Origin of the sequence: Autumnicola musiva (genome assembly GCF_031846585.1) — a bacterium.
Taxonomy (GTDB): domain Bacteria; phylum Bacteroidota; class Bacteroidia; order Flavobacteriales; family Flavobacteriaceae; genus Autumnicola; species Autumnicola musiva.
On record NZ_JAVRHK010000002.1, the window covers coordinates 293,960 to 317,886 of the forward strand.

General features: G+C 39.2%; 24 protein-coding genes. 15 read left to right on the forward strand and 9 right to left on the reverse strand.

Features of this window, described 5'->3' with window-relative positions:
* Positions 1-2 precede the first annotated feature (2 nt).
* Complete coding sequence (locus tag RM539_RS03760) at positions 3-1,814, reverse strand: ABC transporter ATP-binding protein (RefSeq protein WP_311502096.1); 1,812 nt, start codon at positions 1,812-1,814, stop codon at positions 3-5.
* Positions 1,815-2,244: 430 nt separating this feature from the next.
* On the opposite strand from RM539_RS03760, the gene RM539_RS03765 reads away from it, so the two are divergent.
* The 3 genes from RM539_RS03765 (at position 2,245) to RM539_RS03775 (ending at position 5,999) form a co-directional block, all read left to right on the forward strand.
* Positions 2,245-3,489, forward strand: coding sequence for a DEAD/DEAH box helicase (locus RM539_RS03765; RefSeq protein WP_311502097.1), 1,245 nt, complete (start codon positions 2,245-2,247; stop codon positions 3,487-3,489).
* Positions 3,490-3,678: 189 nt separating this feature from the next.
* Positions 3,679-5,007, forward strand: a complete 1,329-nt coding sequence (ffh, locus tag RM539_RS03770; protein ID WP_311502098.1) for a signal recognition particle protein — start codon at positions 3,679-3,681, stop codon at positions 5,005-5,007.
* 101 nt (positions 5,008-5,108) lie between these two features.
* Positions 5,109-5,999, forward strand: a complete 891-nt coding sequence (locus RM539_RS03775; protein ID WP_311502099.1) for a bifunctional 5,10-methylenetetrahydrofolate dehydrogenase/5,10-methenyltetrahydrofolate cyclohydrolase — start codon at positions 5,109-5,111, stop codon at positions 5,997-5,999.
* Between the two features lie 181 nt (positions 6,000-6,180).
* Here RM539_RS03775 and RM539_RS03780 read toward each other — a convergent pair whose 3' ends face one another.
* The 4 genes from RM539_RS03780 to rluF all read right to left on the reverse strand — a co-directional run bounded on the left by RM539_RS03780 (position 6,181) and on the right by rluF (position 9,009).
* Positions 6,181-6,576 carry a YkvA family protein gene (locus tag RM539_RS03780; RefSeq protein WP_311502100.1) on the reverse strand — a complete coding sequence of 132 codons (396 nt, stop codon included), beginning with the start codon at positions 6,574-6,576 and terminating at the stop codon, positions 6,181-6,183.
* 26 nt (positions 6,577-6,602) lie between these two features.
* Positions 6,603-7,622, reverse strand: coding sequence for an AI-2E family transporter (locus tag RM539_RS03785; RefSeq protein ID WP_311502101.1), 1,020 nt, complete (start codon positions 7,620-7,622; stop codon positions 6,603-6,605).
* Between the two features lie 19 nt (positions 7,623-7,641).
* Positions 7,642-8,064 carry a VOC family protein gene (locus tag RM539_RS03790; RefSeq protein WP_311502102.1) on the reverse strand — a complete coding sequence of 141 codons (423 nt, stop codon included), beginning with the start codon at positions 8,062-8,064 and terminating at the stop codon, positions 7,642-7,644.
* Between the two features lie 114 nt (positions 8,065-8,178).
* The gene (gene rluF / locus RM539_RS03795) at positions 8,179-9,009 is read right to left on the reverse strand and encodes a 23S rRNA pseudouridine(2604) synthase RluF (protein WP_311502103.1); all 831 of its coding nucleotides are present in this window, start codon (positions 9,007-9,009) and stop codon (positions 8,179-8,181) included.
* 192 nt (positions 9,010-9,201) lie between these two features.
* Between rluF and RM539_RS03800 the strand changes: the two genes are divergently transcribed.
* The 4 genes from RM539_RS03800 (at position 9,202) to dnaG (ending at position 13,696) form a co-directional block, all read left to right on the forward strand.
* Positions 9,202-9,765 carry an RNA polymerase sigma factor gene (locus RM539_RS03800; protein ID WP_311502104.1) on the forward strand — a complete coding sequence of 188 codons (564 nt, stop codon included), beginning with the start codon at positions 9,202-9,204 and terminating at the stop codon, positions 9,763-9,765.
* A complete protein-coding gene (locus RM539_RS03805; RefSeq protein WP_311502105.1) occupies positions 9,752-10,519 on the forward strand; it encodes a hypothetical protein in 768 nt (255 codons plus the stop codon). Before RM539_RS03800 ends, RM539_RS03805 begins: the two co-directional genes overlap by 14 nt.
* 83 nt (positions 10,520-10,602) lie before the next feature.
* On the forward strand, positions 10,603-11,637 hold the full coding sequence (locus RM539_RS03810) for a hypothetical protein (protein ID WP_311502106.1): 1,035 nt from the start codon (positions 10,603-10,605) through the stop codon (positions 11,635-11,637).
* Positions 11,638-11,731: 94 nt separating this feature from the next.
* The gene (gene dnaG / locus RM539_RS03815) at positions 11,732-13,696 is read left to right on the forward strand and encodes a DNA primase (protein WP_311502107.1); all 1,965 of its coding nucleotides are present in this window, start codon (positions 11,732-11,734) and stop codon (positions 13,694-13,696) included.
* Here dnaG and RM539_RS03820 read toward each other — a convergent pair.
* Complete coding sequence (locus RM539_RS03820) at positions 13,689-14,327, reverse strand: response regulator (RefSeq protein WP_311502108.1); 639 nt, start codon at positions 14,325-14,327, stop codon at positions 13,689-13,691. The two genes, dnaG and RM539_RS03820, sit on opposite strands and share 8 nt — an antisense overlap.
* Before the next feature lie 122 nt (positions 14,328-14,449).
* Positions 14,450-15,241, reverse strand: a complete 792-nt coding sequence (nadE, locus tag RM539_RS03825; protein ID WP_311502109.1) for an NAD(+) synthase — start codon at positions 15,239-15,241, stop codon at positions 14,450-14,452.
* Positions 15,242-15,339: 98 nt separating this feature from the next.
* On the opposite strand from nadE, the gene gldB reads away from it, so the two are divergent.
* The 3 genes from gldB to RM539_RS03840 are packed head-to-tail and all read left to right on the forward strand — an operon-like array spanning position 15,340 to position 17,056.
* A complete protein-coding gene (gldB, locus tag RM539_RS03830) occupies positions 15,340-16,311 on the forward strand; it encodes a gliding motility lipoprotein GldB (RefSeq protein ID WP_489752678.1) in 972 nt (323 codons plus the stop codon).
* Positions 16,312-16,347: 36 nt separating this feature from the next.
* Positions 16,348-16,686, forward strand: coding sequence for a gliding motility protein GldC (gene gldC / locus RM539_RS03835; protein ID WP_311502111.1), 339 nt, complete (start codon positions 16,348-16,350; stop codon positions 16,684-16,686).
* 4 nt (positions 16,687-16,690) lie between these two features.
* Positions 16,691-17,056, forward strand: a complete 366-nt coding sequence (locus RM539_RS03840) for a GTPase (RefSeq protein WP_311502112.1) — start codon at positions 16,691-16,693, stop codon at positions 17,054-17,056.
* Here the strand turns inward: RM539_RS03840 and yihA are convergent.
* The gene (gene yihA / locus RM539_RS03845) at positions 17,053-17,661 is read right to left on the reverse strand and encodes a ribosome biogenesis GTP-binding protein YihA/YsxC (protein WP_311502113.1); all 609 of its coding nucleotides are present in this window, start codon (positions 17,659-17,661) and stop codon (positions 17,053-17,055) included. The two genes, RM539_RS03840 and yihA, sit on opposite strands and share 4 nt — an antisense overlap.
* 30 nt (positions 17,662-17,691) lie before the next feature.
* Positions 17,692-18,456, reverse strand: a complete 765-nt coding sequence (locus RM539_RS03850; RefSeq protein ID WP_311502114.1) for an alpha/beta fold hydrolase — start codon at positions 18,454-18,456, stop codon at positions 17,692-17,694.
* Between the two features lie 290 nt (positions 18,457-18,746).
* On the opposite strand from RM539_RS03850, the gene mraZ reads away from it, so the two are divergent.
* From mraZ to RM539_RS03875, 5 genes are read left to right on the forward strand one after another with little or no spacing between them, the layout of a single operon-like run.
* The gene (mraZ, locus tag RM539_RS03855) at positions 18,747-19,214 is read left to right on the forward strand and encodes a division/cell wall cluster transcriptional repressor MraZ (RefSeq protein ID WP_311502115.1); all 468 of its coding nucleotides are present in this window, start codon (positions 18,747-18,749) and stop codon (positions 19,212-19,214) included.
* A complete protein-coding gene (gene rsmH, locus RM539_RS03860) occupies positions 19,201-20,097 on the forward strand; it encodes a 16S rRNA (cytosine(1402)-N(4))-methyltransferase RsmH (protein WP_311502116.1) in 897 nt (298 codons plus the stop codon). The genes mraZ and rsmH overlap by 14 nt, the downstream gene beginning before the upstream one ends.
* A gap of 44 nt (positions 20,098-20,141) precedes the next feature.
* Positions 20,142-20,459 carry an FtsL-like putative cell division protein gene (locus tag RM539_RS03865; protein WP_311502117.1) on the forward strand — a complete coding sequence of 106 codons (318 nt, stop codon included), beginning with the start codon at positions 20,142-20,144 and terminating at the stop codon, positions 20,457-20,459.
* Between the two features lie 7 nt (positions 20,460-20,466).
* Positions 20,467-22,464 carry a penicillin-binding protein gene (locus tag RM539_RS03870; RefSeq protein ID WP_311502118.1) on the forward strand — a complete coding sequence of 666 codons (1,998 nt, stop codon included), beginning with the start codon at positions 20,467-20,469 and terminating at the stop codon, positions 22,462-22,464.
* The gene (locus RM539_RS03875) at positions 22,461-23,927 is read left to right on the forward strand and encodes a UDP-N-acetylmuramoyl-L-alanyl-D-glutamate--2,6-diaminopimelate ligase (protein ID WP_311502119.1); all 1,467 of its coding nucleotides are present in this window, start codon (positions 22,461-22,463) and stop codon (positions 23,925-23,927) included. Before RM539_RS03870 ends, RM539_RS03875 begins: the two co-directional genes overlap by 4 nt.

Sequence of the window (23,927 nt, forward strand, 5' to 3'; positions counted from 1 at the left end):
GATCAGGCGGTTAGAATTTCTTCATTATAGCTTTTCTTATAAAGAGAAGCGTAGGTACCATTACAGCAGATTAGCTCCTCATGGGTGCCACTTTCTACTATTTTTTTATCAGACATTACATAGATATAATCTGCCTGTTTTATTGTAGACAATCGGTGGCTTATAACAAGTGCTGATCTCCTGCCAATCCTTGATCTGAAATTGTTAAAGAGTTCAGTTTCAGCTATAGCATCCAAAGCACTGGTTGCTTCATCAAAGATGAGCAGGTTTGAGTTACCGTAAAATGCCCTAGCAATGGCTATTTTTTGCCACTGGCCTTCACTTAGCTCATGGCCTTCATTAAATATTCTTCCGAGTACCGTATCATATTTCTGCGGAAGTTTTTCTATAAAACTTTCAGCTCCGGCATTTCGGGCAGCTTCTTTTATCCTTTCTTCTGAAACCTGTAAATCCAGATCTCCAAACCTAATGTTTTCTCTTACGGTTAAATTGTACTTTACAAAATCCTGAAATACCACGCTCACCTGCTTTCTGAAATTTGAAGAATTATAATTTTTAATATTCCTGCCTCCAAAGAAAATATTTCCATTATCAGGTTCATATAATTTGCAGAGTAATTTAATGAGACTGGTTTTGCCGGCCCCATTAGTGCCTACTACGGCTATAATTTTACCCTGAGGAATGCAAAGGCTAATGTTTTCAAGAGCATTTTCTTCAGCGTTCGGATATTTAAAGAAGACATTCTGAATTTCAAAATCGCCATTAAACATCGGAAGTCCGGAGGTGCTTTTCTCAATCTTTGGCCTGAATTTAAAAAGTTCAAAAATAAGGGCAACATATCTGGTGTCCCTGTATAGAATGCTGATAGATCCAACCAAAGATTGCATAATCATAAAAGACTGCGGAAAAATCACCAAAAAAAGAGCAATGTCACCCACGCTACTGTTGCCGCTTAATGTACCAAAGACAATATAAGCAGTCACCCCAAAGAAGGCTGTGGTCGCCACTCCGGTGGTAAGTAACTCGTTTAAGGCTCTCTGTTTGCTCAGGCCCAGCTGTTCCGAAATGAGGTGTTCCCTCAATTTTGAGTATTTTGAAAGCATAAAATTCCCAAGGGAAAAGGCTCGTATTTCTTTGGCCGCCTGTTCTCCGGTTAAAAGAGAGCTAAGGTATCCCGCCTCTCTTTCCATAGCTGTATTTTTCAGGTAAAGCTGGAATCCACGATCGGAAAAAATGATTCTTCCTACAAGTATGGGGATTACAAATAATGCAAGTAAGGGAAGCAAAATCCAATCTATTGATATAAGAATATAGCCAACAGAGGAGATCATTATGAAGTTTTTCAAAATGGCGAACAAGTTGCTTACCACCGAAAAAGGTTTATCAATTCCTGCTTCTCTCGCCCTTTTCAGAACATCAAAATATTCAGGGTTTTCATAAAATCTGTAGTCTAATTTTACAATATGGGAATGTATTTTCTGGTCCAGACAATGATTAACCTTTGCTGCCTGAATTTCGCTGTAATAAGATGATATACTTTTAATACAGGCGTATGCGATAGAAATAACTCCGGTTAAAATAACAGCAGTTCTAAGATTTTCAGTTTGTTCGGCAGGGGTTCCGGCAGCAATATTTACGAGTTCTTTTAACATGTACATAGAACCAAGCCAGGCAATATTTTCGAGTAATAAAAGGCTTATCACAATAATTGTGAGCCTTGGGGAAACGGACCAGGTAAGGCTAATGGTGTCCTTTATATGAAGTTCCTGGAGAACTTTTTTCCAATTATATTTTTTTACCTTGCTCAAATTCATCAAGAAAAGCCGTTAATTTTCAGCGGAGAAAAGAAATCTGCAGAAGAGATCGGAGGTGATATTTTACCATTTAATGGCTCCCTTTTTAAAAAAATCCTGGTGCAGCTCCTATTTGTAATCTAAAGTAATTGATTTGTAGTTATTTGAAAGGAGGTAATCCGGCGTTTTCGCTATAGGTGTAAGATTTTTCGTTCTTATTGAGAGTGGGGAAGTTTTTACGACCTACATGAAGGTTTTTACTTACAAAATTTTAAAATGTGAATACGATATCCCTATTGGTAATTTCCTCTTTGGGTTTGATTGCGCGAGACTTACCTTATTTTCCTGAATGAAAAGCAAGAAATAGAATAGCTGAATAATTAACTGTACCTTTGCCGCTTATATAAAAATGGCATCACTTTTGAGAATTGTCATTTTTTAAACAATTTTTATGTCATTTAATGCTTTGGGTTTGTCTGAACCCCTGCTGAAAGCTATCAGTAAAAAAGGACACACTAAGCCTTCAACTATTCAAGAAAAGGCTATCCCATTTATTTTAGAAAGAAGAGATGTGCTGGCATCGGCACAAACCGGAACAGGAAAAACAGCCGGTTTTACTTTGCCAATGCTTCAAATATTATCTGAAGGTGAAACTTTAGGGAAAAGACCGGTGCGGGCTTTGGTATTAACTCCCACACGAGAACTTGCCGCACAGGTGCTGGAAGATGTAAGGAGCTATAGTACTTTTCTGAATTTACGTTCTAATGTTATTTTTGGCGGAGTGAGTGCTGCACCACAAATAAGGAGCCTGCGTAATGGTGTTGATATTTTAGTTGCAACGCCTGGCCGCTTGCTGGATCTGCACCAGCAAAAAGCACTTTCACTGGCCAACATTGAAATCCTGATTTTAGATGAAGCAGACAGGATGCTGGACATGGGGTTTTTGAGGGATATTAAAAAAATTCTTGCTCTAATGCCGGAGAAACGGCAGAATTTGCTTTTTTCAGCAACTTTTTCAAAAGAGATCAAGAAGCTGGCCAATACATTTTTAAATAAACCGGTGTTGGTTGAAGCTACTCCGGAAAATACCACGGCCGAGAAAGTAGACCAGAAAATTTACAAGACCAATAAATCTAAGAAAACTGCCTTGATAACAAAGTTGATTTCAGATGGAGATTGGGAGCAGGTGCTGGTATTTACAAGAACTAAACATGGTGCCAACCGGCTAAGTCAGAAACTGGAAAAGAGCGGAATTACCTCCGCAGCTATCCACGGAAATAAGAGCCAGGCTTCAAGAACAAAATCACTCGATGGGTTCAAGAAAGGAAAACTTCGGGTTTTAGTAGCAACAGATATTGCTGCCCGTGGATTGGATATTCCCTTATTGCCACATGTAATTAATTACGAGCTCCCCAATGTGCCGGAAGATTATGTACATAGAATTGGTAGAACAGGCAGGGCAGGAGCCAGCGGGGAAGCTATTTCCCTGGTGAGCGTAGATGAGAATGAGCACGTACGCGGAATTGAGAAGTTGCTGGGTGAAACTTTGGAAAAAGAAGTACTTAGTGGCTTTGAACCTACTGAAAATCTTCAGGAGGTGCTGGAAAAGAAAGCTGAAAATAAAGCCCGGCATAACAGGGGAAGCAGAAAAAATAAGCCTAAATCTAAAGGTGGGTTTAATAAAAGGAGAAATTAAATCATCATTCTAATTCCTTATTGAGGGTGTAACTCCCCAAGGTTTCGGATCAATTTTAAAACCACTGTGCAACTGTATGGTGGTTTTTTATTATTCAAACATTTTAATCTTCAATCTTTTCCGTTGTACTGTCTTTGTAACTAAACAACCAATCCTTATCTTTGGCATTCTTAAAAAAGGAGCAAGATTATGTTTGATAATTTAAGCGATAAGTTAGATAATGCCTTTCATGTCTTAAAAGGACATGGACAGATTACCGAAATAAACGTTGCCGAAACTCTAAAGGAGGTGAGGCGAGCTTTGGTAGATGCCGATGTTAATTATAAAATTGCCAAGGAATTCACCAATACGGTCAAGGAAAAAGCATTAGGGCAGGATGTTCTTACCGCTTTAAAACCGGGACAAATGTTGGTAAAGCTCGTTAAAGATGAGCTTACAGAATTGATGGGTGGCGAAGCTGCGGGGGTGAACCTTAGCGGGGATCCGTCGGTAATTTTAATGTCTGGTCTACAGGGTAGTGGTAAGACCACTTTTTCCGGTAAACTTGCAAATTTTCTTAAAAATAAAAAAACCAAGAAGCCACTTTTAGTAGCTTGTGATGTTTACAGGCCTGCAGCTATAAACCAGTTACATGTTGTTGGAGAGCAAATTGGGATCGAGGTTTATTCTGAAGAAGGAAATCAGGATCCTGTGGCTATTTCAAAAGCAGCTATTGCTTATGCCAGAGAAAACGGGCATAATGTTGTAATTATAGATACCGCTGGTCGTTTAGCAATAGATGAAGCCATGATGACTGAAATCGCAGATATTCACCGGGCAATTGAACCACAGGAAACTTTGTTTGTGGTTGATTCTATGACCGGGCAGGATGCGGTTAATACAGCCAAAACCTTTAATGAGCGCCTTAATTTTGATGGGGTGATTCTTACCAAACTTGATGGTGATACCCGTGGCGGTGCGGCAATTTCAATAAAATCTGTTGTAAATAAACCAATTAAATTTATTGGTACCGGCGAAAAAATGGAAGCCATAGATGTGTTTTATCCTTCTCGTATGGCTGACAGGATTTTGGGAATGGGGGATGTAGTGTCACTTGTGGAGCGCGCCCAGGAGCAGTATGATGAAGAGGAAGCGAGGAAACTTCAGAAGAAAATTGCCAAAAACAAATTTGGGTTTGATGATTTTCTTACTCAGCTTCATCAAATTAAGAAGATGGGATCTATGAAGGATCTTCTTGGAATGATACCTGGTGCAGGAAAAATGCTGAAAGACGTAGATATAGATGACGATGCTTTTAAAGGAATTGAAGCAATTATCTACTCCATGACACCAGAGGAAAGAAGCAACCCGAAAATTATAAATTCCAGCAGAAAGAAAAGAATTGGCAAAGGCTCAGGAACTTCTGTTCAGGAAGTAAACCAACTGTTGAAGCAATTCAACCAGATGGGGAAAATGATGAAGATGATGCAGGGTGGTGGTGGCCAGCAGATGATGAATATGATGAAGGGAATGAAATAATCCCTAAAGCCTGTGCAATGGTGAAATGCTTAAAGAAATTAAGGGATAAATCATGTTTTTTCTTCGCTTTAAAGAGTCCGGGAGAGGTTTAGATAAATATTATGACAATATTAGACGGTAAAAAAATCAGCAATGAAATTAAAAGTGAAATTGCTGAAGAGGTTTCGAAAATTAAAAAACGCGGAGAAAAAGTCCCGCATCTGGCAGCAATAATTATAGGTAATGACGGCGCCAGTATGACTTATGTAAACAGTAAAGTGAAATCCTGTAAGGAAGTTGGCTTTGAATCTTCACTTTACCGGATGTCTTCCACTATTAGTGAACTGGAATTATTGGATAAAATTGAAGAACTCAACCAGAATGACGATATAGATGGGTTTATCGTTCAGCTGCCTTTACCAAAACAAATAGATACTCAAAAAGTACTATTGGCCGTAGACCCCGATAAAGATGTGGATGGTTTCCACCCTACCAATTTTGGAAAAATGGCTTTTGATATGACTTCCTTTATTCCGGCTACTCCTTTTGGAATTCTGGAATTACTGGAACGGTATGATATTCCTACCAAAGGAAAGCACACTGTAGTAATTGGTCGTAGTTATATTGTTGGAAGGCCTATGAGTATTCTAATGGGAAGAAGTGGTTTTCCGGGAAATTCTACGGTTACGCTTACTCATGAATTTACCAAAAATATCACCCAGATTACTTCCCAGGCAGATATTATTATTATTGCCGTGGGTATTCCTAACTTCCTGAAGGGCGAGATGATCAAGGACGACGCGGTAATTATTGATGTTGGAATTACCCGTGTTCCCGATGAAAATGCCAAAAGAGGCTATGTGATTAAAGGGGATGTGGATTTTGATAATGTTAGCAAAAGAGCATCTTATATTACTCCTGTTCCCGGAGGTGTCGGGCCTATGACAGTTTCTATGTTGCTTAAAAACACTCTTCTTGCAAGGGAAAGGCATAGAAGCAGAGAAAAAGCTTAATCGAAAGTGACATTTAAATATTTAAACATATGTAGTACTTCTTTAGTTCTACATTCTTCAATCTGCCTTCATTCCGTACTTACTTTAGATTAGAGACAGGCGCAGTCAGGAATTCTTTTTAAAGTAACTCCACACTCCGCCTGTAGTTATAACACATGTTTTACTGTGTTTAAAACCTCTTCTATTTTTCTTTAAGTTTCCAATCCAGATATTTATGCAGATCGGTTTCCATAAATCTTAAACCGATTGTCATAATGGCAAAATCATCTACATAACCAAGACCCGGAATAAAGTCAGGAATAATATCCAGCGGGTTCAGAATATAAAGTACTGTAAAGGTAATGGCTGCTATGCTAAACCATGGAATATTTCTATATACACCTTTACGATAATCCTGAAGCATCCCGAACATTAGTTTAATAATTTCGGAATATTTTTTTAGCATGCCTGAGTTTAGGATCTTTTCGGAAACTTCTTTCTGGCTGTTGGCTGCTATCTCTACATCTCCTTCCTTTATCTGTGCTACGCCGCTTTTTACGTATTCTTCGTCAATTTTATCAATCTTCTCTTTGAACATGTTTATAGTTTTTAAGAAATTATAATTTACAATCTGTCATGGGAATTCCCATATTCTTTTTTATAAATTTTTAGAATTAAAAGAAACAGGGAAATCAAAATAGGGCCAAATATCAATCCTATAAAACCAAAAAGCGGAACCCCTACAACCACTCCAAAAAGAGTAATTAGAGGATGCACACTAGCCAGTCTTTCCAGCACATAAAGCCTTATGATATTGTCTGTGGCTCCCACAACCACAAAACCATAAATTAGGATAGCGATGGCCTGCCAGTTATCGCCCTGTGCAAACAGGAGAATGGTAACCGGTAGAATACCTATTGCGGTACCTATAAAAGGGATCATAGAGCCAACTGCAGTAATTACAAACCAGAAAAATGGATCTGGCACTCCTACAATAAGAAAACCTATTAAAGCGATTATTCCCTGGCACAGCGCCACCAGTGGTATACCCAGAGCATTGGATTTTACCAGTTGATTGCTTTCCTCTCCAATTATGGTGATATTTTCCTTCCCGAGGGGAATGTATGTTATTAGGGAATCCCGAAGCGTCTGCCTGTTAATTAGCATATAATAAAGCATAAAATACATGATGCCAATAGCAATTAACGCATCAAATGTACCGCCTGCCAGGCTTTGCAGGTTAGAAGAAACCCAGGTGGTAACAGAGGATGTGTCTATACTACTGCTAATATTGTAGCCTAAATATTCTTCAATATAATTGGTTTGATCTTTTACCGCCCTAATAACCCTTTCTGAATTGGCTACTGCCTTACCTATTTTAGAAGTAAGCATAAGAACTATTAAAGAAACCGGTACAAGTATGCCCACAAAGGAACCCATCATTAGCAGGACTGCAGCAAGGGGAGGTTTCCAGCCTCTGGCCAGCAGTTTTCGCATCCAGTTAATCAAAAGGGCATAAAGGGTTATTGCTCCCAGTACACCGGATAGGTAAGGAATAATTTCCCTGAAAATTAAAACCGTGAGGAATAAAATTAGCAGGAGCACGAAGATTTGCCGTACTAATGCCGGTTTTAATGTGTTCATATGTTAGGGTTAGTTGTTGTTAACTGGCAAAAAGCTGATCCATATTTTTAAAAGCTTTAAACTCTAAAGCATTTCCGCACGGATCTTTAAAGAACATAGTAGCCTGTTCTCCCACTTCCCCTTCAAACCTTATGTAAGGTTCAATAACAAAATTGACTCCTTTCGCCTTCAGTAATTTTGAAAATTCCTGAAAAACATCCCATTTAAGAACTACACCAAAATGAGGTACCGGCACATCTTTTCCATCAACGGGATTTGAATGAGCAGAGGGATTATCTTCCGGAGCTTTATAATGGATAACCAGCTGATGTCCGAAAAAATTAAAATCCACCCAATGCTCACTGCTTCTGCCTTCGCCACATCCGAGGGTTTCTTTGTAAAATTTTCGACATTGTTCCAGGTCAGAGACCGGAATGGCAAGGTGGAAAGGTTGTATCTTCATGATTGGCTGATTTGAAATAATTAAAACTTAACCTTTAAAATATGGAAAATCGTAATTTCTCTAAAATTAGAAAGATAAGTTAACATGCAGCCGGAACAGTGAGCTAATTATGTGTTAAGATTTGTCTTTACGCGTCCTTCTTTTTCTATTGCTATTCTTCGGGAAAGAGTTTGATGTATCCTTGTTCTTTCCCGTTTTGGTCCTGGAAGCTTCTTCTGTCTTTACAGATTCATCAACCATTTTATTAATGGTTTCAAGTTCTTCAGCAGTTAAATCCCTCCATTCTCCGGTGGGAACGTCCAGTTGCACATTCATTATTCGTATGCGTTTAAGCGAGCTTACTTCATATCCCAGAAATTCACACATCCTGCGGATTTGCCTGTTAAGGCCCTGGGTAAGCACAATCCTGAATTCATATTTTCCCAACTGTTCCACCTCGCAATTGCGGGTAATAGTATTTAAAATAGGGATTCCCGAACCCATCCTCGATAAAAAATCAGGAGTAATAGGCTTGTTCACGCTTACTATATATTCCTTTTCATGATTATTGCGGGCCCGAAGAATCTTATTTACAATATCGCCGTCATTGGTAAGAAAAATTAATCCTTCACTGGGTTTGTCCAGGCGGCCAATAGGGAAAATCCGTTTTGGATAGTTAATGTAATCAATAATATTATCTTTTTCAACGCGGGTATCTGTAGTACAAACAATACCAACAGGTTTATTAAAAGCCAGGTAAACGTTGGGTTCTTTTAATTCCTGTTTGGAAACAAGCTTACCATCAACTCTTACCTCATCTCCCGGGGCTATTTTAGTTCCCATTTCAGGAATTTCTCCGTTTAAAGTTATTCGTCCCTGGTCAATTAGTTTATCGGCTTCCCGGCGGGAGCAAAATCCAATTTCGCTCAGGAATTTATTTATTCTGGTAAGTTTTTGTTCAGACATAAAAAAGATTCTGCTACAAAGATACGAGTTTTGGAATCCCTTTGCACAGGCATTGGTGTTCCATTTTTTCGGTATATCCTGAGATTAAAAATAGGCAAATAAGAAATTTCAATAAAAATAAAAGTGGGCAGGCAACCTTTTGTAACTTTTCCGCGTCTATGTAAATAGAAGGCCTTTAATAACTGAAAACAGGTGAAAGTAATTCAACTTTTTAAAAATGAAACGCAACTAATAAAGCGTGCGGCCAAAAATAACCGCGAGGCACAGCAGCGTTTGTATGAGATACACTCCGGAAAAATGTTAAGCGTTTGCCGGCAGTACATAAAGGATATGCACCATGCTGAAGAAGTAATGCTGAATGGTTTTTTTAAGGTTTTTACCAATATAGGATCCTTTAAAGGAGAAGGAAGTTTTGAAGGCTGGATAAGGAAAATTATGGTTCGGGAGGCGATATCCTTTTTAAGGGCAAATAAAAATGTAGAATTTCAGCAGGAGGAAATAACAAATTATTCTGAAAGTGGGAATAATATAAATTCTGAACTGGAAGTAGCCCATATTCAGCAGATGATAGACGACCTTCCCGAGGGTTACAAAATGGTTTTTGTGATGTATGCAGTAGAAGGGTATAAGCATAGTGAAATAGCGAAAATGCTTGATATTTCTGAAGGGACTTCAAAATCACAATTATTTAAGGCAAGAAAGATGCTGCAGGAGCAGCTAAAATCACAAAACGAAACAGGTTATGGCACCAATTAAATTTGAAGAGCATATAAAAGAGCAGCTCGAAAAAAGGCAAATTTCGCCTTCTGAAGCCAGTTGGGATAAGCTTGAAGCCCGGCTTGATGCTGCCGAAAATAAAGATAGAAGAAATTCCAAATGGTGGATAGGTGTAGCGGCTGCGGTAGTAGCGGTACTGGTAATTGCAGGCTCTGTTTTTACTGCAGAAGATGTTACCAACACGCCACAAATTGTAGAGCAGCCGGTAGAGAAAACTTCTTCCCCCTCTGTTAAAGAAGAATTGAAACCTGAAACTCATATTGCTTCGGAAGAAGTGGAAAAAGAACTTTTTGTTGAGGAAGATTCAGAAAAAACATCAGGTTTCCGGAAGCCACAGGAGAATATGAAAACTGAGGTGGCACAAACTGAAACTGTAAATCAACTGAAAGAAAAAGGAATAACAGATTCTACTTCAGTTAATCCTGCGATTCAAAATCAACCGGAAGAAGCGGTTTTCAGAAGTAAACTGGAAGAGATTATTGCGGCGGTAAATTCCGCAGAAAGGGAAAAGGGGAACATTAAGAATGCTGAGGTTAATTCCCTTCTTGCCGAGGCTGCAAAGGAGATTAGCCGTGAAGCCGGAATGGCAAATGCTACTGAAGTAGTAGATGCCAATGCCTTGTTGAGAGCTGTTGAAGGCGAACTGGACGAATCTTTCAGGCAGAAGGTTTTTGAAATGCTTAAGGAAGGCGTAATAAAAGCCAGAACAGCGGTAGTAACAAGGAACAATTAAACTAATAATAATCATCACAATCCTGAAGAGGGTTATTCATCAATCAATGAAGTGCAGAGGTACTTCAGCTAAAAATCAACATCATGAAAACAATTATTTCTTACGTAGTATTTAGTCTTTTTAATTTAGCGGTTGCTAATGCTCAAATGGTTAGCATACATAATGGCAATGAAGATATGTCTAATTCAGAAAAAATAGAAGATCTCGAAAAACGGAAGGAGAATATAGTCGCAAATGAAAAAGAAGCTCTAAAGAAGGAGGCTGAAAAAATTAATCAGCAGGCCGAAAATGGAGAAATCACCTGGGACGAAGCAGAAGAACTTAAAAAAGAAGCCGCAAAAAAGCATGCCCTTAATATTGAAAATAGGGTTGCAATTATAGATAATCGTCTTGAACTGCTTTCCCGTGGGGAAGATTGGCATGAAGGAACAAGTACCTATGTACAGGTGGGCAGGAATGAAGATAGTGAAGATTATTATGCCAGGACGGTTTCTGAACTGGTCATTGCCGCGGGTTTAAATAATGCTCTTCTGGAAGGGCAGTCTATCGAGGATTCTGATTTTAAAATTGGTGGCAGCAGGTTTTTTGAAATCGGTTGGGCCTGGAAAACCCGCGTTTTCAAAAAAAGCAACTGGCTGAGGTTAAAATACGGACTTTCTTTTCAATTTAATGGATTGAAGCCTACAGATAACCGCTATTATGTAGAAGACGGGGATGAGACTTACCTGGTTGAATTTGAGGAAGACCTGGATAAGTCAAAATTTAGAATGGATAATCTTGTTGTTCCGGTACATTTTGAATTTGGCCCATCCAAACGCTATGAGTCGGCAAAAGGGGTGAAGTTTGTGACTGGTAAAATGTTTAAAGTTGGATTGGGGGGATATGCCGGTTTTAACATAGGAGAGCGCCAGAAACTAAAGTATGAAATAGATGGAGATAATAAAAAGGAGAAGCTTAAGAACGATTACAATACTAATGATGTTATATATGGGCTTAGCGGATATATAGGCTGGGGAGACACTTCGCTCTATGCAAAGTATGACATCAATACTATTTTTTCCGATGCTAATCCAGAGTTGAATAATATTTCCTTAGGTATACGATTCGATTTAGATTAGCCGAACTATAATTTTTGTAATTTTGTTTTAAAATGAAAAAGCCTCACAGGTTTTCAAACCCTGTGAGGTTTAAATATTTTAGAATCTTCAAAATTTGATCTCAAAAACTACCATAGACAATGTTTTTGAAACTTCCCGGGTGGAGGAGGTGATTGGGGATTTTGTGCAGCTAAAAAAATCTGGCAGCAATCTTAAAGGACTAAGTCCGTTTAGTGATGAACGTACGCCAAGCTTTATGGTCTCGCCCGTAAAGCAAATATGGAAAGATTTTTCCAGCGGGAAAGGCGGCAATGTAATTGCTTTCCTTATGGAGCATGAACATTTTACCTATCCCGAAGCAATTAAATATCTGGCGAAAAAGTACGGGATAGAAATTGAAGAAACCGAGCAAACAGACGAGCAGAAGCAGCAGGCCGATGAGAAGGAAAGTATGTATCTGGTTTCTGAATTTGCCGCTAAATATTTTCAAAAAATCCTTCATAAAACCGATGCCGGTAATGCTATTGGTTTAAGCTATTTTAAGGAGAGAGGTTTTACCGCAGAAACTATCGAAAAGTTTGACCTTGGATATTGCCTGGACGATTGGGATACATTCACCAAAGAAGCTTTGGGTAGTGGGTATAAACTGGAATACCTGGAAAAGACCGGACTTACTATTGTTAAAGGCGAAAAACAATTTGACCGTTTTAAGGGCCGCGTGATGTTCCCTATCCACTCCATGTCCGGAAGGGTTCTTGGGTTTGGAGGCCGGATTCTCACCAACGATAAAAAAACTGCTAAATATCTTAATTCTCCGGAGAGCGATATTTATCATAAAAGCAAGGTCCTTTATGGAATCTATTATGCCAAACAAGCTATTGCCAAAGAGGATAATTGTTTTTTAGTTGAAGGCTATACCGATGTTATTCAGTTTAACCAGACAGGGATTGAAAATGTGGTTTCTTCTTCCGGAACGGCTTTAACTTCAGAGCAAATACGTCTTATAAACCGGCTAACCCGCAATATTACTGTTCTTTTTGATGGGGATGCAGCGGGAACGCGGGCTTCTTTACGCGGAATAGACCTTATCCTGGAGCAGGGCATGAATGTAAAAGTCTGTACTTTTCCCGAAGGTGAAGATCCTGATAGTTTTGCCAGGAAATACAATGAAGAAGAGCTGAAGCTATATTTAGCTGAAAATTCTAAAGATTTTATTACTTATAAGGCATCATTACTGGTGAATGAAGCCAAAAATGACCCTGTGAAAAAAGCGGAGGTCATAAGGGATATGGTGGGCAGTATTGCAAAAATTCCCGATAATATTCAGCAGGAAATTTATGTTCAGGAATGTTCCCGTTTAATGGATATTTCTGAAGATGTTCTTTTCACCACCCTTGCACAGCTGAATTCAAAAGGATCCGGCAGGACGCCCGGGAAAAAGCGGCCGAAAAAATCTATGGATGTGGTTCGCGAAGATGCCGGTGCGAAGCCTAAAGTAAAAGTAAATGAATTATATGAGCTGGAGAGAAAAATCATCAGTCTTTTGCTGTTGTACGGAAAGCGTGAGGAGGAATTTGAAGATCTTGTCCTGAAGCAAACTGAGAACGGCGAATTAAGCCTGGAACCTGAAAAACAAAACACCCGGGTTTTTGAAAAGATTTTTCTTGATTTACAGGAAGATGAAATTGCTTTTGCTAACCCGCATTTCAGGGAAATTTATAACTTTTTAATTCAGAAACTGAACGGTGAGGAAGAGTTTGCTATAGAGAATTTTATAAATGAAGTGCCGGCGGAAGAAGCTTCAGAAATTACCAGCATCCTAATGGAGGAGGAGCAATATCAACTTCATGACTGGGAGCGGAATGATATTTTTGTAAAAGACAAAAAGGAAGGGGTTTCACGCCTGGTGAGTGAAACTATTCTTAACCTTCGCCGCTACCTTGTTTCACAGAAAATTGAAGAACTCAAACAGCAAATAATGCATGCTGCACAGGAGGATAACTCTGTTACGTTACAGGACGTAATGGATTACCTGAGCCTGAATAAGGTTCTTTCAAATAAGCTAAACCGCGTTATGTGATATTAAGCTGAAGAAGTCTGGATTGCGTAATAAGATCAGCTACATTATCTACCTTTAGTTTTTTAAGTAACCTGGTTTTATAAGTACTTACCGTTTTTTCATTAATATCAAGTGCTTCGGCAATGTCCTTATTTCGCTTTCCTGAGGATAAAAGGTTAAGGACTTCAGTTTCCCTGGTGGACAGGCGCTTAAATTTAGCTACCAAACTTTTATTTTGGGAAATTCCTGAATTAAGACGTTCCGTAATTTTTTTGTTGAGGTAGATCCCTCCACGTGCCACCTGATAGATAGCTTTTTCCAGGGTTTCGGGATCGGTGGTCTTAGATATATATCCGGCTGCACCAGCCTTGATTGTACTTAAGGCATACATCTCTTCAGGATGCGTGCTAAAAATTAACATTCTTGTCCCGGGATAATCCTGCTTGATTTTCCGAAGAGCATTAATGCCATTTATTTGAGGTAAATCAAGTTCAATAATAAGAACGTCCGGAACCCCGTTCTGAAGATATTTAAACAATTCTTCCCCACTGGTGATATTGCCAATAATTTCCAGGGCCGGATTGTTTTGTAGGATACAACCGATCCCTCGGCTAATCACTGGATGATGGTCTGCAACTAATACTTTATACATAATTTTAGGCTGATATAGATACGTATCGAACCGGGGAGCATTTTTAGATACATGATAATTATCTAAAAATAGAGTATAAAACCTTCATATAGCAGTCCTGAAAAGTATTTTCGATAAAATGTTTATTTCTTTAGATGAAGAGGTATTTCGCAAATGGGGACAGGGATCATCTTATGCTTATTCTTAGAATTTAGATTTTGGTATATGTGGATAATCTCTGCTTCCCTTCCGGTAAAATCAGCTTCAGATTTGCCTGCTTCTTTCATTTCCATTGCCCATTCCAGCTCATCATAGCTTGCACCCAATTGTTCTTCATCGCTACGGCTATCTCCAAATAGTCCGTCACTTGGTTTAGCATTTATTATTGAATCTGAAATTTGTAAATAACTACCCAGTTCATATACCTCGCTTTTCATAAGATCAGCAATAGGGCTTACGTCAACTCCGCCATCACCATATTTTGTATAAAATCCAACTCCAAAATCTTCCACTTTATTTCCTGTGCCGGCTACCAGGTAAAGATGTAACCCGGCAAAATAATAGAGTGTTGTCATTCTTAACCTGGCTCTGGAATTAGCCAGGCTAAGGTCCAGTAGTTCATTATTCTGGCTATCTGGCAATACGTTTTTAAATTCTTCAAATACCGAAGTTAGATTAGTGCTTACGCTGGTAACATTTGCAAAATTACGCTTAAGTTCTTCAATGTGTTTCTGCGCCCGTGTGACATGGTCGGGGTTTTGATGAATGGGCATTTCCACGCAAAGTGTTCTGAGGCCCGTTTTGGCACATAGAGTAGAGGCAACGGCAGAGTCCACACCTCCGCTTATTCCTATTACAAAACCTTTCATGTTGGCTTTGGTGGCATATTCTTTCAGCCATTCTATTATATGGTTTGCTACCTTTTCCGTCTGCATAATATTGGGTGCTTTAGTTTGTAAATGATACCTTTGTACACAAATCTACTATTTAAACATAATTTATAAAAGAGGCCGGCGTTAAAGCCTTCACAATTATAGGAGTAGTGAGGAAATTTATCTTTTTTATAGGGCTATTAGCCTTTTTTGCCTGTGAGGAGAAATCCGGCAGGGAAAAGGAAATTGAGAAGACTGAAGTTGATTTTCAGCTGGTAAGGTTTGACAGGCAATTTGCTGAAGCCACAATCCATAATCTTGATTCCCTAAAGACTGAATATCCTTTTTTTTTCCCTTCCCAATACCCGGACAGTGTGTGGGTAAATAAACTTTCTGATACCATTCAGCAGGAAATTGATACTGAAGTGGCCGCTGTTTTCCCGGAATTTTCAGAAGAAACCAATAATTTGTACAGTCTCTTTCAGCATATAAAATATGATTTTCCGGCTTTTAATGCGCCTGATGTTTATACGGTAACTTCAGAAGTTGACTACAGGAATAAGGTAATTTACACCGGGGATAAATTATTTATTTCGCTGGATACTTATCTGGGGGAAGACCATCCTTTTTATATAAGCATGCAGGAATTTCTAAAGAAAAATTTTAGAAAAGAACAAATAGTTCCCGATGCAGCCGGTACGATTGCCGAAGATTTTGTGCCCCGGCCTGATTCCCGCACATATCTTTCCCATATGTTGTACTACGGAAAAGTGCAGTACCTTAAAGATATTTGGCTTCCTGCGGAATCTGATGCTGAAATAATGGGATATACTGAAGATGAAATGAAATGGGCCAGAAATAATGAGGCACAGGCATGGCGATATTTTGTGGAAAATGAAGTTATTTTTGATACCGATTCTGAATTATACAGCCGGTTCCTTTATCCTGCACCTTTTTCAAAATTCTACTTATTGCTGGATAGCGAATCTCCGGACAGAATGGGGCAGTATATCGGCTGGCAGATTATAAGGCAGTATATGGAAGGAAAAGATATAAGAGTTCAGGAAATGCTTAATACAGATGCTGAAAAGATTTTTAATGAGGCCAATTTTAAACCGGCTAAACCTTCCTGAAAATTTTAAAACAAAAATTAAACTGAAAAATTAAAAATGGCAGAATACAAAAAATCCGAGATCAATATAGAAGTAGTAACCGATGCAAACCATGTTCCGGAAGAACTGTATTGGTCTGCAGAAGACGGGAATATTTATAAAGAAGAGGCAAAAGCTTTAATGTTATCGGTGTGGGATAGTAAAGCTCAGGAAACTTTAAGAATTGACCTATGGACAAAAGACATGCCTGTGGATGAGATGAAAAAATTTTTCCACCAAACTCTGGTAGCCATGAGCAATACATTTAATAAAGCCACCCAGGATGAAAAAATGACTGCTACCATGCAGGACTTTTGTGACTACTTTGCTGAAAAGATGAATCTTAAGAAAGAATAATCTGTTGGTTGAAAAGCTTATTTTAGTATATAATGCGCAATCGGGTAAAATAAGTGGTGTGATGGATGCGCTTCATAAAATTCTTAGCCCCCAAACTTATAATTGCAGCCTGTGTAAGATTACTCATGCTGCTTTTGGGGAGAAATCCCGGTGGAAAGAGTATAGGAGACATTCTGGAATCACAATGGAATTTCTTTATGCAGATGAGTTTCGGAAGCAGTATGCTTCTAAATTTGGTCATAAATTCGATTTTCCTGTTGTGCTTGCTGAAGGAGAGAATGGACTGGAAATTTTTATTTCTAAAAATGAGTTAATGCAAATTGGTTCAGAAAAAGAACTTATAGCTCTTATTGAAAACAGGAGAAATTAGAATGCTTTGGCGAGGCCTTTATTTGTTTCTTCAATATAATCAAGTACCTCGTCTTTTCCTGAAGCAGAATTAGAGGAAGTCACAAAATATTGCGGCATCTCCACCCATGTCTGGAGCATTTCCCCTTCGTAAACTTCAAGATTCCGTTGTAATTCTTTAGATTTTAATTTATCGGCTTTAGTGAAAATTATACAAAATGGAATCTGATGTTCCCCCAGCCACTTCATAAATTCCATATCGATTTTTTGAGGAGTATGGCGGGAATCAATTAAAACAAATGCACAAACCATTTGATCCCGTTTTTCAAAGTATGCCGTAATAAACTTCTGAAAGGTGTTTTTTGTAGATTTTGAAACTTTAGCGTAACCATAGCCGGGCAAATCTACAAGATGCCAGTTATTATTGATGAGGAAATGGTTGATTAGCTGAGTTTTTCCAGGGGTTGAAGAAGTCTTGGCCAAAGATTTTCTTCCGGTAAGCATGTTGATTAAAGAAGACTTGCCCACATTACTTCTTCCTATAAAGGCGTATTCTGGCAGTTGACTTTTAGGGCATTGGGCAACACTGCTGTTGCTCACCACAAATTCAGCATTCTTAATTTCCATAAATTCAAAATTTTAAAACCGGAAAAGTTTTTAAAAATGTCTCTCTTTCAGCCAGGAATGAAGCAGTTTATTAAAAAGCTCCGGATGTTCCATCATAGCTGCGTGCCCGCACTTGTCTATCCAGTAAAGACTGGAATCGGGCAGTAGGCGGTCAAAATCTTCTGCGACTTCAGGTGGGGTGACATTATCGTTTTTACCCCAGATAATGCAGGTGGGGGTAAGCATTTTGGGTAAATCCTTTGCCATGTTGTGTCTAATGGCGCTTTTTGCGATGGCCAGAGTTTTTACCAGTTTATTTCGGTCACCTACGGTTTCATAAACTTCATCTACAATTTCCTTGGTGGCCACTTCAGGATCATAAAATACATTTTGAGCCTTTTTTTTGATAAACTCATAATCACCACGGCGGGGGTAGCTTTCCCCCATTGCGTTTTCATATAGTCCTGAACTACCGGTAATTACAAGCCCCTTCACCAGTTGAGGATAAAGCTTTGTTGCCACCAGGGCAATATGGCCTCCCAGGGAATTTCCCAATAGGATAACTTCCTTAAAACCTTTCATTTCAATGAATTCCTTCAGGTATTTTGCAAAAGTTGCCACACTGGTTTTAAGTAACGACATAGAGTATAATGGCAATTCAGGAATCAGCACTTTGTAGCCATGTGAAGGGAAATATTCTATTACTCCGTCAAAATTACTAAGGCCTCCCATTAGACCGTGCAAAATAACTATTGGAGCACCTTCCCCTTCTTCCAAGTATGTGAACTTTCCTTCTTGCTTTAAGTGATTTTTCATTGATACTCTTTGCAGTTTGCAATCGCAAATATAGCGATTTCAATACAAGTATAATCATTTTTGGCTAAAGGCAAAGAGTTTTTAAGTAAAGCTTTCCTCCCGTAATCAGGGCATTTTAAGGTGTTTTTCTGAGAAAAAACTCCCACCGTGACCAACCTTCTGAATCAGAAGGAAATATGGCTATTTTAAAGGCTTTCAAGTAAATACGGTGGTAAAACTTATCAACAATGTGGTAGAAAGTGGTAAAAAGTGGATTTTTTTTCAATATATTTGAATCTACAAACTCAGGAGTGGTAAATCTAATTGGAACATACGAATGCAAGGTGGATGCGAAGGGCCGGTTAATGGTTCCTTCAGCATTAAAAAAGCAGCTTGCTCCTATGCTTCAGGAAGGTTTTGTGCTGAAACGTGCAGTTTTTCAGCCCTGTCTGGAATTATATCCAATGGAACAGTGGAATGAAATGATGCAGAAAATCAACAAGCTTAACCGCTTCAAGAAAAAGAATAACGACTTTATCCGGAGGTTTACCGCAGGAGTGAAAACTGTTGAGGTAGATACCAACGGGAGGTTATTAATTCCGAAGGATCTGGTGGGGTTTGCGGGAATAGGGAAAGAAATTGTGCTTTCTTCCGCTATTAACATCATTGAAATTTGGGATAAGGAGAAATATGAAAATGCTATCGAAGCCGCTTCAGATGATTTTGCAGATCTGGCGGAAGAGGTAATGGGAAATGACGATTTTGATGAAATACCATAATCCTGTACTGCTTGAGGAAACCGTGCGCGGGCTTAATATAAAGCCGGGCGGGGTATATGTGGATGTGACATTTGGGGGTGGCGGGCACTCCCGGGAAATATTAAATCAGCTTGGGCCTGAGGGACGGCTTTTCGCATTTGATCAGGATAAGGATGCTCTGGAAAACAAATTTGAAGATGAGCGTTTCACCCTTATTAATGAAAATTTCCGGTATTTAAAACGCTTTTTAAGGTTCTACGGAATAAAAAAGGTAGACGGGATTTTAGGAGATTTTGGGGTTTCCTCTCATCAGTTTAATAAAGCTGAAAGGGGTTTTTCTACCCGGTTTGATGCGAAACTGGATATGAGGATGAACCAGGGCAGTAAAGTGAGTGCAAACGAAGTAATTAATGATTACGATGAAAAGCAATTAAAGGAGCTTTTCTACGAGTATGCCGATTTAAAAAATGCTCCAAAACTGGCCAGGATGATTGTGGAAGAGCGGGCCAAAAGGCCAATTGTGAGCAGTGAACAATTAAATGAATTATTGAAACCTGCCCTTTTTAAAGGAAAGGAAAATAAAATTCTGGCGCAGATTTATCAGGCTATTCGTATTGAGGTGAATCAGGAAATTGAAGCTTTAAAAGAATTTCTTTTACAAACAGAAGATATGCTGGAGCCGGGAGGGCGGCTAAGTTTGATTTCCTATCATTCTCTGGAGGACCGCCTGGTAAAAAGATATATAAGAAGTGGCCTCTTTGAGGGGGAGCCGGAGAAAGATTTCTACGGAAATATTTCAGTTCCTTTTAAAAAAGTAAATGGATTGATTGTTCCTTCAAAAAAGGAAATTTCAGAGAATAACCGTGCAAGAAGCGCAAAACTTCGGGTTGCCGAAAAGTTATAATCAATGGCTCTCTTTAGAGCTGGTTGGTTGAAAATGTTATAACAATGAAGCAGGGAATTTATAACATATTAAAAGCGAATTTTTTAATTAACAGTGATGCTGTTAATAACTGGCGCTTTATTGTTTTTTGTACTCTTCTAGCTATTATCATGATTGCCAGTTCCCATAGTGCTGAGCGTAAAGTGCACCAGATAGCAGGGCTTAATAACGAGGTAAGGGAATTAAGAAGTGAGTTTGTAGACAGGCGTTCCGCACTTATGCGTATTAAAATGGAATCTACATTAATTGACCAACTAAGTGGAACGGGAATAGCACCTTCCGAAACGCCGCCGTTTAAAATCAGAGTTAATATTAAAGAGTAAGGCTGGAATGGCAACTACTGAAAAAAACATATTAAACCGACTGTATTTTATTGCAGGATGCCTTTTCATCTTCGCAATGGCTGTCGCGTTTAAATTGATGGATATTCAGTTTGTAGACGGGGAGCATTATAAAGAGCTTGCTGAGGAAAGAACTTACCGGAATTTTAAAATTCCTGCCAATCGAGGGAATCTCTACGATGCCAATGGCAGTTTGCTGGCCACCTCCGTTCCAAAGTATGACATAAGGTTTGATGCGGTTACTGTTTCTGATAAGAACTTCGAAAAAAATATAGGACCGCTTTCCGAAGAACTATCAAAATATTTTGGGAAATCTGCCACTTACTATTCTCAGAAACTTCGTGCTGCCAGGGTAAATCATCAACGTTATCTTTTAATTGCCAAAAACCTGGGATATTCTGATTATTTGAAGTTTAAAAATTTTCCCATGTTCCAGCTTGGAGCTTATAAAGGTGGCCTTATTGTGGAGCAAAGGACCGTAAGGGAACATCCGTTAGGTAAAATGGGGGAACGTACTGTGGGTTATGAGCGTAAAGATGAAGAAGGCTATTTTACCCGCGTAGGGCTTGAAGGGGCTTTTGGAGAATATCTTAGAGGTACAGACGGCCGGCGCCTAAAGCAAAAAATTGCCAAAGGCCAGTGGAAGCCTATTAGTGATAATAATGAGGTAGAGCCCAGAGATGGTTATGATGTGATTTCTACCATAGATGTGAATATTCAGGATATCGCGCATCACGCTTTGCTGAAGCAGCTTGAATATTTTGAAGCCGATCATGGTACTGTTGTGGTAATGGAAACTGCTACCGGGGAGATTAAGGCCATGGCCAATCTTGGCCGCACTTCAGAAGGTACTTATTTTGAAAAAAGAAATTATGCTGTGTACGAAGCCAGCGAACCTGGTTCCACCTTCAAATTGATGGCTATGGTGGCTGCACTGGAAGACAACGTGGTGGATACCGCCCAGGTGTTGGATACCGAGAACGGAGTGGTGCGCTTCTATGGCCGTGCAGTGCGGGATTCGCATCATGGGGGCTACGGGAAAATCTCGGCGGCACGGGCTTTTGAACTTTCTTCAAATACCGCCTTTACCAAACTTATTACTCAGGGTTATGAAAATAATCCCGCCAGGTTTGTGAACACGCTTTATGATATGGGTCTCAATCAAAAGATTGGGCTTGATATTAACGGGGAAGGCCAGCCCAGGATTCCACATCCTGGCGATAAAAACTGGAGCGGCCTTAGTTTGCCCTGGATGGCTTTTGGCTATGGGGTTTCCCTAACTCCGTTACAAACATTAAGCTTTTATAATGCCATTGCCAATAATGGCGTAATGGTGAAACCACGCTTTATAAAAGAGGTAAAAGAATGGGATAAGACTATTGTAAAAGTTGAAAAAGAAATTATGAATCCTGAGGTATGTTCTCCTGAAACGGCTAAAAAAGTAAGGCAAATGATGGAGAATGTGGTTCGGCGTGGGACTGCGGCCAATATTTATACCCCTAATTTCTCTATGGCCGGAAAAACAGGAACATGCCAGACGGAGTACTGGATTGAGCCAGGAAGATATATCTCCTCGTTTTCAGGATATTTTCCCGCAGATGATCCTAAATATTCCTGTATCGTGGTAATTCATAAGCCAAAGCGCAGTAAGGGGTATTATGGGAATATTGTTGCGGCTCCCGTCTTTAAAAGTATCGCTCAGAAGATTTATACCGATACTCCTATTATGGATGAACTGCCCGGACTGGAAATAAAAAATGAAAAAGTAGAAAAAGATTTTCAAAAATATTACAGTAAGGTTCAAAATGAGAAAATTTTGATGCCCGATGTAACCGGAATGCCTGCCATGGATGCAATTTCTCTTCTGGAAAACCTGGGTTTTGAAGTAGATATGGATGGGAAAGGCAGGGTGAAGAAGCAGTCTATAGCGGCGGGCCGTGAAATAATTCAGAAAGAAGAACTAAAAGTAAAATTGATATTAAGTTGATCGTTTTAAAGGATATTCTTTACAAAGTTAGAATGGAGGCCGTGGTTGGAAATACCGGCGTTACCATTAATAATTTACATTTCGATTCCCGCAAAGTGGAGTTGAATGATGTTTTTATTGCTGTTAGAGGTACACTTTCCAACGGGCATGATTATATCAAAATGGCCGTAAATAAAGATGCCCTTGTAGTGGTATGTGAAGAGTTACCCACAGATATTGTTAACGGTGTAACTTATGTCCAGGTAGAGGATTCTAAAATGGCGCTGGCACATATGGCATCCAATTACTACGGTAATCCTTCAGAGAAACTGAAACTTGTTGGAGTTACCGGTACTAACGGGAAAACTACAATTGCCACCCTGCTTTATAACCTTTTTACCAAAGCCGGATTTAAGGTTGGTTTACTTTCCACGGTTAAAGTGATGGTGGCTGATAAAGAGTATTCTGCAGTAAGAACTACGCCGGATTCCATAACTATAAATTCTTATTTAAAAGATATGAATAGTGAAGGTGTGGAATTTTGTTTCATGGAGGTGAGTTCTCATGGAATTGCACAGCACAGAACGACTGCTTTGGAATTTGCCGGCGGGATTTTTACAAATCTGTCTCACGATCATCTGGATTATCATAAAAATTTTGCAGAATATCGTGATGTTAAAAAGCGCTTTTTTGATGAATTGCCTGCTTCGTCTTTCGCCCTGGTGAATGCCGATGATAAGAACGGGCCGGTGATGCTTCAGAACACAAAAGCCAAAAAATATACCTACGCTTTAAAATCTTATGCCGATTACCAGGCGCAGATCCTGGAAAATCAATTCACAGGATTGCTGCTGAAGGTGAATGATCAGGACGTATGGTCTAAGCTTATCGGGAATTTTAACGCTTATAATATTCTCGCGATTTATGCTGTTTCAGAATTGCTTGGGCTGGAGACTCTGGAAAGCCTGAAGATTATCAGTGAACTGAATTCGGTAAACGGGAGATTTCAGTATGTGGTTTCTCCAAATGATAAAATAACGGCAATCGTAGACTATGCCCATACGCCCGATGCACTTAAGAATGTGCTGGAAACCATCAATGTTATCCGGACAAAAAATGAAGAATTAATTACTGTGGTAGGTTGTGGCGGAGATAGGGATACATCCAAAAGACCTAAAATGGGGCATATTGCTTCAGCTTTAAGTACCAGGGTGATATTTACCAGCGATAATCCGAGAACTGAAGATCCTGAAAAAATTATTGAAGAGGTAGAAGCAGGAGTGGAACCTCAGAATTATAATAAAACCATGTCTATTACCAACAGAAAACAGGCGATTAAAACCGCCTGCCAAATGGCCGGTAAGAATGATATTATCCTTATAGCCGGTAAAGGCCATGAAACCTATCAGGAAGTAAATGGTGAACGTTTCGATTTTGATGATTTTAAAATCGTGAATGAATTTTTAAAAAAACTGAACAAGTAA

Coding starts and splice junctions, on each gene's coding strand:
- RM539_RS03870 (WP_311502118.1), top strand. CDS start 20,467: ATGGCAACTACTGAAAAAAACATATTAAACCGACTGTATTTTATTGCA.
- RM539_RS03790 (WP_311502102.1), bottom strand. CDS start 8,064: ATGAAGATACAACCTTTCCACCTTGCCATTCCGGTCTCTGACCTGGAA.
- rsmH (WP_311502116.1), top strand. CDS start 19,201: ATGAAATACCATAATCCTGTACTGCTTGAGGAAACCGTGCGCGGGCTT.
- RM539_RS03805 (WP_311502105.1), top strand. CDS start 9,752: ATGGCACCAATTAAATTTGAAGAGCATATAAAAGAGCAGCTCGAAAAA.
- RM539_RS03810 (WP_311502106.1), top strand. CDS start 10,603: ATGAAAACAATTATTTCTTACGTAGTATTTAGTCTTTTTAATTTAGCG.
- RM539_RS03785 (WP_311502101.1), bottom strand. CDS start 7,622: ATGAACACATTAAAACCGGCATTAGTACGGCAAATCTTCGTGCTCCTG.
- gldC (WP_311502111.1), top strand. CDS start 16,348: ATGGCAGAATACAAAAAATCCGAGATCAATATAGAAGTAGTAACCGAT.
- RM539_RS03765 (WP_311502097.1), top strand. CDS start 2,245: ATGTCATTTAATGCTTTGGGTTTGTCTGAACCCCTGCTGAAAGCTATC.
- RM539_RS03775 (WP_311502099.1), top strand. CDS start 5,109: ATGACAATATTAGACGGTAAAAAAATCAGCAATGAAATTAAAAGTGAA.
- nadE (WP_311502109.1), bottom strand. CDS start 15,241: ATGCAGACGGAAAAGGTAGCAAACCATATAATAGAATGGCTGAAAGAA.
- RM539_RS03865 (WP_311502117.1), top strand. CDS start 20,142: ATGAAGCAGGGAATTTATAACATATTAAAAGCGAATTTTTTAATTAAC.
- rluF (WP_311502103.1), bottom strand. CDS start 9,009: ATGTCTGAACAAAAACTTACCAGAATAAATAAATTCCTGAGCGAAATT.
- RM539_RS03760 (WP_311502096.1), bottom strand. CDS start 1,814: ATGAATTTGAGCAAGGTAAAAAAATATAATTGGAAAAAAGTTCTCCAG.
- ffh (WP_311502098.1), top strand. CDS start 3,679: ATGTTTGATAATTTAAGCGATAAGTTAGATAATGCCTTTCATGTCTTA.
- RM539_RS03850 (WP_311502114.1), bottom strand. CDS start 18,456: ATGAAAAATCACTTAAAGCAAGAAGGAAAGTTCACATACTTGGAAGAA.
- yihA (WP_311502113.1), bottom strand. CDS start 17,661: ATGGAAATTAAGAATGCTGAATTTGTGGTGAGCAACAGCAGTGTTGCC.
- RM539_RS03820 (WP_311502108.1), bottom strand. CDS start 14,327: ATGTATAAAGTATTAGTTGCAGACCATCATCCAGTGATTAGCCGAGGG.
- RM539_RS03780 (WP_311502100.1), bottom strand. CDS start 6,576: ATGTTCAAAGAGAAGATTGATAAAATTGACGAAGAATACGTAAAAAGC.